10 protein-coding genes and 1 pseudogene are annotated in these 13,039 nt (G+C 68.6%); 6 read left to right on the forward strand and 5 right to left on the reverse strand.

Annotated elements, in window-relative coordinates; genetic code table 11:
- Positions 1–312 precede the first annotated feature (312 nt).
- The gene (locus ACGF0D_RS24165) at positions 313–1,557 is read right to left on the reverse strand and encodes an IS701 family transposase (RefSeq protein WP_392919623.1); all 1,245 of its coding nucleotides are present in this window, start codon (positions 1,555–1,557) and stop codon (positions 313–315) included.
- Positions 1,558–1,740: 183 nt separating this feature from the next.
- On the opposite strand from ACGF0D_RS24165, the gene ACGF0D_RS24170 reads away from it, so the two are divergent.
- A complete protein-coding gene (locus tag ACGF0D_RS24170; protein ID WP_392919437.1) occupies positions 1,741–2,046 on the forward strand; it encodes a hypothetical protein in 306 nt (101 codons plus the stop codon).
- A 212-nt stretch (positions 2,047–2,258) separates the two neighbouring features.
- On the forward strand, positions 2,259–3,656 hold the full coding sequence (locus ACGF0D_RS24175; protein WP_392919439.1) for an IS4 family transposase: 1,398 nt from the start codon (positions 2,259–2,261) through the stop codon (positions 3,654–3,656).
- A 111-nt stretch (positions 3,657–3,767) separates the two neighbouring features.
- Here the strand turns inward: ACGF0D_RS24175 and ACGF0D_RS24180 are convergent, their stop codons facing one another.
- Positions 3,768–4,607 carry an IS5 family transposase gene (locus ACGF0D_RS24180; RefSeq protein WP_392919442.1) on the reverse strand — a complete coding sequence of 280 codons (840 nt, stop codon included), beginning with the start codon at positions 4,605–4,607 and terminating at the stop codon, positions 3,768–3,770.
- Positions 4,608–4,903: 296 nt separating this feature from the next.
- On the opposite strand from ACGF0D_RS24180, the gene ACGF0D_RS24185 reads away from it, so the two are divergent.
- The 3 genes and pseudogenes from ACGF0D_RS24185 to ACGF0D_RS24195 all read left to right on the forward strand — a co-directional run.
- On the forward strand, positions 4,904–5,617 hold the full coding sequence (locus ACGF0D_RS24185; protein WP_392919445.1) for an HAD family hydrolase: 714 nt from the start codon (positions 4,904–4,906) through the stop codon (positions 5,615–5,617).
- Between the two features lie 181 nt (positions 5,618–5,798).
- Positions 5,799–6,470: an SMI1/KNR4 family protein gene (locus ACGF0D_RS24190; RefSeq protein WP_392919448.1), complete on the forward strand. Its 672-nt coding sequence runs from the start codon at positions 5,799–5,801 to the stop codon at positions 6,468–6,470.
- A 268-nt stretch (positions 6,471–6,738) separates the two neighbouring features.
- Positions 6,739–7,458 (forward strand): annotated as a pseudogene (locus ACGF0D_RS24195) (transposase); the annotation flags it as partial.
- 110 nt (positions 7,459–7,568) lie between these two features.
- Here ACGF0D_RS24195 and ACGF0D_RS24200 read toward each other — a convergent pair.
- Complete coding sequence (locus tag ACGF0D_RS24200; protein WP_392919451.1) at positions 7,569–9,272, reverse strand: serine/threonine-protein kinase; 1,704 nt, start codon at positions 9,270–9,272, stop codon at positions 7,569–7,571.
- A 141-nt stretch (positions 9,273–9,413) separates the two neighbouring features.
- On the opposite strand from ACGF0D_RS24200, the gene ACGF0D_RS24205 reads away from it, so the two are divergent.
- Complete coding sequence (locus tag ACGF0D_RS24205) at positions 9,414–10,211, forward strand: FHA domain-containing protein (protein ID WP_392919453.1); 798 nt, start codon at positions 9,414–9,416, stop codon at positions 10,209–10,211.
- Positions 10,212–10,268: 57 nt separating this feature from the next.
- Here the strand turns inward: ACGF0D_RS24205 and ACGF0D_RS24210 are convergent, their stop codons facing one another.
- Complete coding sequence (locus tag ACGF0D_RS24210) at positions 10,269–10,508, reverse strand: hypothetical protein (RefSeq protein WP_392919456.1); 240 nt, start codon at positions 10,506–10,508, stop codon at positions 10,269–10,271.
- 30 nt (positions 10,509–10,538) lie between these two features.
- A complete protein-coding gene (locus ACGF0D_RS24215; RefSeq protein WP_392919459.1) occupies positions 10,539–12,968 on the reverse strand; it encodes a hypothetical protein in 2,430 nt (809 codons plus the stop codon).
- Positions 12,969–13,039 lie beyond the last annotated feature (71 nt).

Genomic DNA, 13,039 nt, shown 5'->3' on the forward strand with positions numbered 1-13,039 from the left:
CACCCTCGCCATGGCCGCCCACGCCTACCTCACCGTCCTACGGGCCGGACAGCTCGAAAAGGGGCTGGACCAGATCGAACGCCAGACCTGATACCTCTGACCGTCCCCGAAATCCGCCGACTGGTCACCCACCTCACCCGCCCAGTCCGCCGCAGCATCGCCCACGTCCTGCACTGGTCCCGCTGGCGCCGCCGACGCCAGCACCAGGCCCGGATCAGCCACTACAAGAGACGAGGCCACAGCCCAAGAGCTGAGGCCTCGTCACAGTAAGGACCGTTGCAGTACTAGTACTCCAGCTGTAGATCGTGATCTTCATGGTTGTTGGGCAGCTTGTCGCTGGTAGTGGCTGGTGCGGGAGCGTGCCTGGTGTAGACGTCGCCAGGCAGACCAGCGCAGTCGGTGAGCGAGGTCGCGGACAGGCTGGGCGAGCAGGGCCGCGAACAGTCGTTGGATCTCGTTGCAAGTCAGCGGGCTGAGTTCGGTGTCCGCAGTGGTCGTGCCGCGTTCGATGGCGGCGGTGACGGCAAGGAAGGCGTGCGCGAGCATGGCCAGGGTGGTCCAGCGGTGCCAGGAGGCCCAGCGGCGGACCTGGTGCTGGTCCAGTCCGGCCAGGCCCTTGGCGGCCTGGAAGGTCTCCTCCACCGTCCAGCGGCGACCCGCCACCTTGACCAGCGTGGACAACGGGACCGGACGGGGCGAGTAGCAGCGGTAGTAGGCGAGTTCGCCGGTGCGCCGGTTGCGTCGGACGAGCAGCCATCGATGGCCCGTGCTGCCTGGCGGGTTGTCGATGTCGACCTGGGCCCAGTCGTAGAAGCGGTGGCCCTTGGCTCCGGTTCCTGCGGACAGCTGCTGCCAGGCGTTCTTCGGCAGGCCGTGTGCCAGCACGCCGGCTCGAAAGACGCCCGCGCGGGTGGTGGTCGGCCGTTTGCGTGAGACAGCGAGGACGTAGCCGATCTGACGTTGTTCCAGCTCGGCGCTCAGGCGAGGGTCTCCGCCGTAGACCTCGTCGCCGGTGACCCATCGGGCGGGAACACCGGCGTCCAGGGCCTGTCCGATCATCTCGGTGGCCAGGGCGGGCTTGGTCGCGAACCTGAGGTCGTCGGGGATGCCCGCCGCGCGGCACCGGTCGGGGTCCTGGGTCCACGAGCGCGGGACGTAGAGCCGGCGGTCGATGGCAGCGTGCCCGGCCGAAGTCGCGTAGACGAGGTAGACGGCGACCTGGGAGTTCTCGATCCGGCCCGCGGTGCCGGTGTGCTGGCGCTGGACACCGACGCTTGCGGTGCCCTTCTTCAGGTCCCCGGTCTCGTCCACGACCAGCACCGCGTTCTCGTCGCCGAGGTGGTCGACCACGAAGTCCCGTACGTCGTCACGGACCTTGTCGGCATCCCAGGAGGCCCGGCCGAGCAGGTGCTGCATACCGGCCGGACTCGCGTCACCGGCATGCTCGGCGATCGTCCAGCAGTTCTTCCTCGGCAGGTCCGCCAGCAGGCCCAGCACGAAGGCCCGCGCTCGGCGACGCGGTTCCACCCGGGCGAACCGGCCCGCCACCCGCGCCATCATGCCCTCGAATACTGACTGCCACCGGGCAGGGTCTACGCTGTGGCTCACGGCCACCGGCTGATCTTCGTTTGTCGACACAACTCACGATGATCAACGGTGGCCGCACCCGTTCCCGGACCGGCCCCGACCAGCACGATCAGGCTCTGGACCAGAGCCCCGACTCTGGAGTTTGATCGGCCGATGGAGATGCTGTCCCGAGACATCCGCATGCCCCTCAACGAGGTCGTCGCAGTCCTGCAGGACCTGAACGAGTTCGTGGTTTCCCTCGACCGACTCGGGTCCCGCCAGGCGTCCGGAACTGCCGACGAGTACACCGTCGGCAAGTTCGTCGCGGACTGGGATGTCGCTCGGCGGCTGGCTCGTGCCCGACGCGTCATCGATGACGCACTGTATGCGCAGCTGAGCGAGGAGGAGAACGCCGAGATTGACGCCCTGTGCGAACAGGGCCGCTTCTACGGCTCGGACGGCGCCAACAACCCCCATTGACCAGTCCAGCTGGGACAGCAAGCCCATCAGGCCAGCCCCACCAGGGCAGAAATCAGTTCAACCGAAACCTGACACTCGACCAAGATCACGATCTACAGCTGGAGTCAACACCGTTGAGTTTGGCTCGGCGGTGACGTGTCAAGGGGGTTGAACGACACAACGGAACCCCTGTAGATCAACTTTCGACCAAGAGAGTTGATCAAGGAGTTCCGTTGCAGGAGCATTCTGTCATCACGCGGGAGATTGCTGTAGCCAAGGGCATGTTCGCGCCGGGGCATCTCGGGGAGTTGACCCAGGTGGTGGACTTCGCGCTGGTCGACGCGGTGCTGGAGGAGACCCGGACCGTCCAGAAGCGGGTCAGGCTGCTGCCGTCGCGGGTGGTGGTGTACTTCGTCCTCGCGCTGGCGCTGTTCGAGCGGTGCAGCTACCGGGCGGTCTGGGGCAAGCTCGTCGCGAGCCTGGACGCTCTGGCCCTGGCGCGGCCGTGCACCTCCGCGCTGTGCCGGGCACGTCGTCGAGTGGGAGCCGCACCGTTCCAAGCACTGTTCGAAGTGTTGGCCGGCCCGGTGGCCCAACCGCAGACTCCCGGCGCCTTCTGGCGGGGTCTGCGGACGGTCGCCATCGACGGCACCAGCCTTCACCTGCCCGACAGCGAGCCGATCACCGCCCTGCACGCCAAGCGCAAGCGCAAAGGCGAGGACGTCCAGTTCGGCTACCCGCTGCTGCGACTGCTCACGCTCATCGAGTGCGGCACCCGCGCCGTGCTCGCCACTGCCTTCGGTCCGGAGACCGCGGGCGAGACCACATACGCAGAACGACTGCTCGACCGGGTGACGCACGGGATGCTCGTGCTGCTGGACACCGGCTTCGACGGCTGGCCTCTCCTGCTCCAACTCCGCTCCACCGGTGCCGAGTTCCTGTGCCGCTCCGGGGCCAGGCGCATCCCGCTGATCATTAGGCGGTTGCCCGACGGCTCATACCTGTCGACGTTCGGTATGGGGAAACTGCCGGTGCGGATCGTCGAGGCCTGGATCATCGTGACCTACCAGGACGGTACGGTCCGCCGCGAGCAGTGGCGCCTGGCCACCAGCCTGAGGGACCACACCCGCTATCCCGCCCGCGAACTGGTCGCTCTCTACCACGAACGATGGCAGGCCGAGACAACCTACTTCTCGATCAAGGCCACCATGCTGGACGGCCGCGTCCTGCGCTCGCACCGCCCGGAGGACATCGACCAGGAGGTGTATGCCCTGCTGACCGTCTATCAGGCGCTCGTGCGGATCACCGCCGACGCCGCGGCCAGCCGACCGGGTCTGGACTGCGACCGAATCAGCTTCACCGTTGCCCTGGAAGCCGCTCGCGACCAGGTCACCACCGCCAGTGGGGTTCTCCCACGCAAGGTCACGCTGGTGGGGACGATCGGCCGCCTCGTCCTGGAGAACCTCCTGCCCGCCCGCCGCCGCCAACGAGCCAAGGCCCGCACCCGGAAGAACCCGACCAGCAAGTACAGCAAGAACTCCCTCCAGCACCCTGCCACCGCTCAGCACTACACCCTCGAAGTCGAGGTCACGGTGATGGAAGAAGGCTTGAAGGCCAGATCAAAGCGCTAAATCAACGGTGTTGCAGCTGGAGTACTAGGGCCTGTGTGATGTTGTGATCAGTCTTCGGGTTCTGCCCTCTTCTGAGAGGGCGTTTGAAGTGAGTGGATTGCCCTTTATGTTCTAGTAGGTTCCTCGCCAGGTTGGTGTGGTCTCGTCCGTTATGCGTTTGGTGAGGTTGTCGATCGAGGCAATGTGGATCATGGCTTCGGAGCTGGCTGGCAGGGTCTCGTAGTCGCGAGCGAGACGGCGACGCAGCATGAGCCATCCCAGACTTCGTTCGACTACCCAACGTCTTTTCACGACGTGGAAGCCGCGGACGTCGGATTTTCTGGTGACGACTTCGACGTCGATTCCGAGGCCGGCGCCGTGCTCGATCATGGCGTTCTTGAAGCCGGTGTCGACCCAGCTTTTGGTGATGCTGGGGTAGGTCTTCTTGGCCTGGTTGAGGAGTTGTATGCCCAGGGCGTTCTCGGACAGGCTCGCGGCGGTGACGGCCACGGCGAGGATCAGGCCGATGGTGTCGGTGAGGATGCCGCGCTTGCGGCCGACGATCTTCTTCGCGGCGTCCGTTCCCTGGCTGGTCAGAGGAACGTTGGTGGAGGTCTTCACGCTCTGGGTGTCGATCACGGACCCGGTCGGCTCGGGCTTGCGCCCCTCCTTCACGCGGGCCAGGCCGGTCAGGTCGTAATTGAGTTCCGCGAGGATTCCCTCGTCACGCCAGGCCGCGTAGTAGGCGTAGACGGTGGAGTGGTTCGGGAAGTCATGCGGAAGGTACTTCCATGGGATTCCGGTCCGGTTGACGTAGAGGATCGCATTGAAGACGTCGCGCAGTTCGACCTGGGCCGGCTTGCCGGTGGGCCGGCGATCGAGCCGAGCTTTCCTCCAGGCCGTCAGTTTCGGTTCGATCAAGGCCCATCGGGCGTCGGACAGGTCACTGGGGTACGGCTTCCGCTGGCTCATGCCACAGTGTTGAGATGGACGCGGCGGAAGATTCGGTTCCGCTGCCACTGAGTGTTTCTATGCCATCTTTAGACCAGACGGATTTCAAAGCCCAGAAGCGGATGAGACGGACAGCTGAGTCGGCGATCGAGGGCGGAGCAATCTCCTCCTATTAGGCATAGCGTCACGAAAGTAGATAGGGATGAAAGCTGTATGTAGGAGCAGAGCTAACAAAACGCCCACTCAGAGCCTGTTTCGGAGGTCACTCTTGATCACGGAACTGTTTTGGATCGGCGTTGCCCGCCAGAATGATCGGCATGACCATCCGTGGAGTGCTGTTCGATGTCGATGGAACCCTGTACGCGTACGAGGAGGCCGAGGAGGTCGGTCTTCACGAGCACTTGGTGGCCGAAGGGCTCTCCGACCGGTTCGCGTCGCCAGCGGAGGCGCTGCGTGTGTGGCGGGAAGTCAGGGAGGACGAGTACCCGCGGTTCCTGAGCGGCGAGTTGACGTTCGCCGCCCAGAAGGCCGCACGGATACGGCGATTTCTCGCACAGGCCGAGGTGGTCGGCGCACTTGAGTTGACGGACGAGGCGGCTACGGCGTGGTTCGCGAGCTATGCGTTGCGAAGGGACGCGATCCGACGAGCGTTCGACGATGCTCAGCCGACACTGGGCGCGTTGGCGGGTCGATTCCGACTCGGTGTCGTGTCGAACTCGGTGACCGCGCACCAGCGCGCGAAGCTGGATTCGATCGGGCTGCTCGGCTACTTTACGGAGCCTTTGGTCTGCTCCCAAGAACACGGTTCCGCCAAGCCGGCGGCGAGCATCTTCCTGGCGGGCTGCGACGCCCTCGGGTTGGCGCCCGCCGAGGTGGCCTACGTGGGTGATGACTACGAAAAGGACGCGGTCGGGGCGCGGGACGCGGGGTTGCAGGCCATCTGGCTGGACCGCTCGGCTTCCGGAGACTCAGGTGCCGTGGACGCCGGTATCCGGGTGATCACCTCGCTGACGGAGCTGATGAGTTTGTGATCAGGCAGTCAGAATGAGGGATCAGAAGCAGGTACTCAACTTGTGATTTATCCAACGGGCTCGAACAGGGTGCGGATCGTTTGAAGGGAAAGGCCACGCGGGAACTGAAGCGTCAGCCCGAACGGAGGTCGGATGTCGGCTGCAGACACTAGTGTCCGTGCTCGCCGTTGATAGGAGAGCCGTGAACACGCACGTGGACTGGTCCGGAGTCCGGGAACGCGTCATTGCCATGGAGGAGGCCGAGCGTCGGGCGCGTGGCCGCGAGCCGTTGTCCCACTCGTTGTTCGAACCAGTCCTGACACTCGCTGAGATCGGCGAGGCAGAAGCGCAGTTCGGTGTCACGCTCCCCGAGGAGTACCGCACGTTCCTGGCGGAGGTCGGGGCCGGCGGCCCCGGGCCAGGCTGCCTCTCGCCGTTGTGCCGGATCGACGGGACATGGGGATGGCTCTGGGACACCGCAGGGCATCACTGGATGCTGGACCCGAGCGGGCCGTTCGTCGAGACGGACGGCTGGGCCGACCAGCAGAGAGCGACCCTTCGCGCCGCCGGGTACGAACCCACAACCCAGGACGAGGACACCGACTACCTGGACGACTACCGCGAGGCCTTCGGCGACGCCGGCGAAGAGGCCTGGCACCTGGAACGAGACCGGGGCGCGGTCCTCATCAGCGACAACGGCTGCGGGATGACCGGCTGGCTCATCATCGTCGGCCCGCACCGCGGCGAACTGCGCGACCGGGACTGCGAAACCAATCCGCCCTACGAGCCGTACCTTGACGCGAAGGGCAACCCCCACACCTTCCGCACCTGGTACCTCGAATGGCTTGAGCAACGCGAGAGTGCAGCACGGTGATCACGGGGTGGTGCCTTTGGCCCGGCTCACGCACCGCAGCTACACAAGCCTTCCCTTGAGGGGAGCTGCACCCACTCGAACAGGCGGACTCTGTGATCACTCGTCCGGGTGTTCACGAGACGCGAGAGCAGCCTTCGCGTGATCCTGAACTCGACCAAGAGACACAGGACTTGACGCGAAGGCCGTACTGGTGATTGTGGCGGAACAAGACGGGCAGTGCGATCCGTTCGCGGAACTGTCACGCTTCCGGGGCAACTTCTACGACTGACTGACCAGACGGCGCGACGCGTTGTTCGAGCTCACCGACGCGCTGCTGTGCACCGACGGCTCGGTGAAGGCCCTGGTCGGCCTGGCACTGGCGCCGGAGCACCGTCGCGGGCACGGAGCCCTCTACGGCGCGTTGAACAAGGGCGGCCTGGACGCGAGCCGACTGCGGCGCACGCTGGCGGGCCTGCCGCTGCCTCGCGCCGTCGACGGCCGCCTGGTCCTAGCGGTGGACGTCTCGCCCTGGCTGCGGCCCGACGCTGGGACCTGCCCCGACCGCTCGTTCTGCCATACCTACGGCCGCGTCGAGGCCAAGCGCCAGATGATCCCGGGCAGGCCGTACTCGTTCGTCGTCGCGCTTGAGACCGGCCGGACCTCCTGGACCGCGATCCTGGACGCAGTGCGACTGGGGCCCGGCGCCGACCTGGCTGCCGTCACCGCCGCCCAGCTCCGCGACGTGGTGAGCCGCTTGATCGAGGCCGGGCAGTGGAAGCCGGGTGACCCGCCAGTCCTCGTGGTCATGGACGCCGGGTACGACGCGCGGATCGCCCACCTGCTGGCCGGTCTGCCCGTCGAGGTCCTGGGACGGCTCCGCTCGGACCGGGTGATGCGTCGTCCGGCACCCACCCGCGCTCAGTTCGCCGCGGCCCACCCGGCTGGAGGCCGGCCACCCAAGCACGGCGGTGAGTTCGTCTTCGGCGACCCCGCGACCTGGGGTAAAGCCCAGACTTCAGCTACCCCCCGCTGACGTACACGCGATCAGCGAGAGCGATCTGCTGCCGCCCGTCTGACCCCGGGGAACGACACCGCGGTGCTCCTTGCGGCGACCTCGCTTCACCGGCGGACCGGGGTGACGCCGTTCATGCCGAAGCGGGCGGAGCACTGCTCGCTGGACTGGTTGTTCGCGTTCCGGACGCAGATCCACATCGTGTAGCCGGAGACCGGGACGAAGCTCGTCTTCGCGGCGCCCCAGGAGGCGCCGAAGGTGTAGGCCATGCCGTCGCTGCGGAAGAGTTCGGCGACACAGCTCTGGTACAGGGAGGTGTTGAGCACGCCCGCGAGCGAGCCGGAGCCGTTGTCGTCCAGCCAGGCGGAGCAGGCGGCGTCGTTGCCGAGCCAACTGGTGTCCGCCTCGGAGCCCCTGACCTGTGCCGGGTCCTCGCTGCCGTTGATGCCGCTGATCGATGACGAGGTCGGGCTGGGAAAGGCCGCCGAGGGGGTGACGGAGGCCGTGCCCGGCGGGGTGCCCGGGGGTGGGCCGGGTTTGCCGGTGGAGAGGGCCGAGGGCTTCAGGCTCGGGGAGGGTGTCCCCGTCGTGCCGGCCGGGGCGGTCGACGGCGGAGGAGAGGGCTCGGCGGTGGCGGTGGCGGTGGCGGTGGCGGAGACCGGGGCACTGGGGCTCGCGGAGGGCCCGTACGTCGTCCCGGCCAAGGGCTCGGCGCTGACCGGGACACCACCGGACACCTGCGTGTCGTGGTGCTGCGAGGAGGCGAACGGGTTGAGGACGAACGCCGCGACCGCGCCGAGGGCGATCGTCGCGGCGATCGGCAGCAGGACGAGGTGCTTGCGCCGGCGGCGAGGTGCTGCGAGGGCTGCGGTCCCGACGTCGGGTTCGGCGGCCGCGCTCGCATCCGGTGGCGGGACGGTCTCCAGCTTGCCGACCGGTGTCTCGGCGAAGGCACGTCGCGCGTCGATGCGTGACCCGACCTCGGGTGGCCAGGACGCGGTGGGGACGAGTCGGTGCGCGTGGGTCGCCAGGACGATCTCGTCGGCGGAGGGGCGTGCACAGGGGTCGGTGGCGAGACAGGGCGCGAGGAGCGCGGCGAGGTCGGCGTCCAGGGCGCGCAGCGGCTCCACGTCGGGGACGGCGCCGGGCGTGCGACCCGAGGCGGCGTGGAGCAGGAGCGCCGCGAGCGCGTAGACGTCCGCGGGCGCCGCCACGTCCTCCTCCCCGGCCTGCTGTTCCGGCGCCGAGAAGCCCGGCGTTCCGTAGCCGGCACCGCTCCGGGTGAGCCTCGCCTGGTCCGCGGCGCGCGCGATGCCGAAGTCGATCAGCTTCACGCCGTCGCGCACCAGCATGACGTTGGCGGGCTTGATGTCGCGGTGCGCGATCCCGGACGCGTGCACGGCCCGCAGTTGAGCCGCCGTTCCGGCCAGCAGCAGCCACAGCGCTTCGGCGGGCAGCGGGCCGTGCAGCCGGACCGCCTCGTCCACCGTGAGCCCGGGGACGTACTCGGTGGCGAACCACGGGCGTTCCGCGGTGGAGTCGCTCGCCAGCACCCGCGGTCCGGTGCCGAACGGCACACGGTAGAGGATGCCGAGCTCCCGTTCGAAGCGCTCGCTGGAGACCAGCCGCGGCCGGACTAGCTTGACGGCGGCGTACCCCCTGTCCGAGACCCCGAGGTAGACCTCGCCCATGCCACCGGTGCCGAGAAGGCCGATGATGCCGAAACTGCCGATCTCCTGCGGATCGCCCGGGCCGAGTGGTTCGGCGATCATGCTGTCGATCGCAGCGACTTGTCGGCGGATCGTGCTCACGGCGGGCAGGCTATCGAGCAAGTGCTCGCGGGGCAACCGGAGTTGACAGATCCTTGAGCCCGGTACAGCGCACGCCCGCAGGAGGACCGGTCCTCTCGCTGCGCTCCTACACTGGCGCGATCCGAGACGGAGGTATGTGAGATGGCGTACGGAGACTTCCCACCCCAGCTGCTGCCGCCGGGCAGCCCTTCCGACGGGGTGCCCTCGGCGCCACCCGGAACGATCTTCGTGCTCGGCCCGGAGGGCGGCTACGCCGTGCCGCCGCGCCGGTACACCCTGCTGTTCGGGCGCGACCGCGAGGACGTCCACGTACCGGTCGGCGTCGACGACCCGACCGTCAGCCGTCGGCACGGCGTCTTCACCCGCGCCGACGCGGACGGCGACTGGTGGCTAATCAACACCGGCAACCTGCCGATCGAACTGCCCGACGGCGTGCTCATGCTCACCGGCCACAAGCGCGTCATGGGGCCCGGATACACCCCACTGGTGATCAACTCGTCCAAGCGCCGGTCCCACCTCGTCGAGGTCCGCGTCGTCGACGGGGACGACCCGCAGCCCCGCTCCACGAGCGGCGCCGAGACCGCGGCCCCCGAGACGGTCTACGTGCTCTCCCTGCAGGAGCGACTGGTGCTCACCGCGCTCGCCCGGCGCTACCTGGAGGGCCAGGACGCCTTCCCGCTCCCCTCGGCCTGGGAGGAAACCGCCCGGCTGGTCAACGCCTCGCCCCACGTGACCAAGTCCTGGACCCACAAGTCGGTCGCCAACACGGTCGAGGACGTACGCGAGCGGCTGCGCCGGCGGGGCGTGCGCGGACTGACGCGCGACGAGGTCGGCGAGCCGGTCGGGTCGATGCTCAGCGTCAACCTGATCAGGGAACTGCTGAGGACGGCGACACTCAACGCCCAGGACCTGGAGTTGCTGGCCGACGACCGGGGGTGAACCGAGGACGGGACGCCTGCCCCGGTCGATCGTTCGACCGGGGCAGGCACGTGTTCGTCAGCGTTCCGCCCCGGACCCGGGCTCGGGTGCGGGTGCGGTGTTGTAGGTGACGTGCATGGTGCCGTGCTCCACCGCGAAGACGGCGGCCTGATCCTCCGCCGAGTTCTGCTGGCGCGGGCGGGGTTGCGGCTGCTCGGGGTGGTGCGTCGTGTTCGTCACGTGGTTGTTGTCGCCCATGATGAAGGTGCCGGAGACGTCTCCGGTGTGGATGTCGCCGGGGGTGGATTCCGCAGGCATGGTCGGCCTCTCTCGGTCGGTCTTGTGGGGTCAGGCTCGGCAGTGGGCTACCAGGCTGCGCCAGGCAGAGTTGTATGCCGTCGCCTGGTTCGTCGTGTCGATCGTGGCGCCGGACGGGTGGTCCCGGAACGAGCGGTACCGGCTCTCCTCCTCCTGGCGGGAAGTCAGCATGCGACTCAGGTCGGACGACACGGATCTGTCCCGCGCCTGCGACATGGCTCCCTGCAGCGTGGACTCGTGAGAGCGCAGGTCGTTGAGGACGGCATTGACGGCGGACTTCACCGCGCTGTCGTCGGGCCTGGTGGAGGTCCGTCCTGCGTTGTACGCGCGCACGGCATTGTTGTACGAGTCCATGGCGCTGGACGTGGCGGCACTGTCGGTGTTGTACTGCTGGGTCTCCCGTGCCAGGGCCGGGATCGCCGTTGCGCACACGGGATCGACGGAGCTGGTCGCGACGGCGTTGTCCGACTGTTTGGCGGCGTAGACCATGGCGCCCACGCCGAGCACGGCTGCGAGGCCCATCACGCAGGCGACGACGAGGGCCACGCCGCCCTTGGCAGCGGCCGCCCCGGCGGTGGCGACCGCCGTGTGGGATGCGCCGGTCGTGCCGGTCGTGGTGGTGTTCACGGCGTGCGTCGTCTGCGAGGCGGAGCCGTGTGCGCCCGAGAGGTCGATCTTCGGCGGCGTCGGCTGGGCGGCGGAGTTGTGCGTGCCCGAGAGGTCGATCTTCGGCGGGGTCGGCTGCGAGGCGGCATGTGCGCCGGGCATGGGGGAGGACGGCAGGGGCGGTTGGGCGGACTGGGACAGGTCGATCACGTTCGGTGTGCTCGGCGGTTGCACGGGCGTCGGGCCGACCACGGGGTGCGTGACGGGTGTCGGGCCGACCACGGGGTGCGTGACGGGCGTCGGGCCGACCACGGGGTGAGTCACCACCGGCGGGTTGACCACGGTGGGTGCCGGCGCAAGAGGAGCGACCGGCGCGGCCGACGGCACGGCGCCGGTCACCGCCGTGGCGGCGGCCTGGTGCACCGCCGAGTGCGCCTGCAGGGCGGCGAGTTCCTGCCAGAGCACCCCCGCCTCCAGGACCAGGGCCGTCGTCAGCGCCGCCCGGCCGATCGCCTTGCGGCGGGTGCGCGCCTCCCGCAGGAAGAACTCCTCGCCCGCGCTGTCCCCCGCGCTCTTCGCGGCGGCCCAGCCGGCTCCGAGGAGGGTGCCCCAGGCGTCGAACTGCCGGGAGAGCGCCAGTTTCGGCGAGGCGGCCCGGGCCAGCGCCACGCCGAGTTGTGCCTGTCCGCTCCTCTCCGCCCCCAGCACCGCGACGTCCAGGGCCTGGAAGTGGGCCGCGACCTCGTCCGGGGTGGTCTCCCGCGCCTCGACCCACGCGGTGAGCGCCCGGCAGAGCGGCGCGGCGGGGAACTGCGTCATCCGGCTGCCGAGCACGCACTGGGCGACGTCCGGCGGACACCCGTAGCCGGTTTCCGAGGCGACCAGCAGACCGTGCCGCACCAGGCCGTCGGCGAGCGCCTCGGTGTCCGTGCGGCCGAGCAGGGTGTTCAGCTGTCGTGCGGCCAACTCGGCGCCCGACAGCGAGCCGAGCAGGTGCAGCAGGTCGCGCTCCTCCGGCTTCAGCCTGTTGAGCAGCGCGGGAAGCAGTGCGGGGAGGTCGGCGATGCCCGGCAGGCCCCTGCCGGTCGCGGCCGACAAGGCGATGCGGCGCAGGCGGAGCGGATTGCCGTGCAGGGCGTCGCACAGTGCCGTCACGGTCCGTGCTTCGTCGGGCCGCAGCCCCCGGGCCAGGACGGTCTGCACCAGGTTCACCCCTGCGGGGGTCGCCAGTCCGTCGAGTCGGATCGTGTGTACGCCGGCGACCGACGACCGGTGCTGCGAGGTGAAGACGAACGTGGAGTGCTCGGCCAGGTCGAAGAGCCGGTGCAGGTCCTTCTCGTCGAGTCCCACGTCGTCCAGGTAGATCCGCAGCCGCAGGGTCTTCAGGTGCTCCTTCAGCACCTCCAGCGACGGCTTGTAGTTCGGCGCGTCGAAGCTGATGTCGAAGATCGCCTGCGCGAGGTCGTCGGCCGTCCGTCCGCCGGCCTCGATGTAGGCCGCGCCCTCGGGACCGCGCGGCAGGGTGCGGGCGAGGTGGCGCAGCAGCGCGCTCTTGCCGACCCCGGAGGTGCCCCAGATCTGCACCAACTGACGCTCGCCGACGGCCTGTTGCAGGACCCGGACCTCCCGCTCCCGGCCGATCAGCGGATCGCCGGCGGAACGCGGCAGGTGGGAGATCGGCTGACGCTTGACCGGGTCCGGCGGAGGCCCCGCGTTCACGGTGACGGACGAGCCGTTCCCGGCGGTGATGTTCAGGTTGGTCACGGTGTTCCGGTTGCCAACGATCATCGTTCCGGACACGTCGCCGGCCCGGGTCCGCACGGAGCCGTCCGGAGCACCGTTGTTCTCTGGCATCTGTTTTCCCGGTCCTCTCCAACGCTCGGGTTCCGGCACTCGGTCATGCTGGCGCCGGCCCGTCATCGAAA

This window comes from Kitasatospora sp. NPDC048298, assembly GCF_043201465.1.
Classification (GTDB): domain Bacteria; phylum Actinomycetota; class Actinomycetes; order Streptomycetales; family Streptomycetaceae; genus Kitasatospora.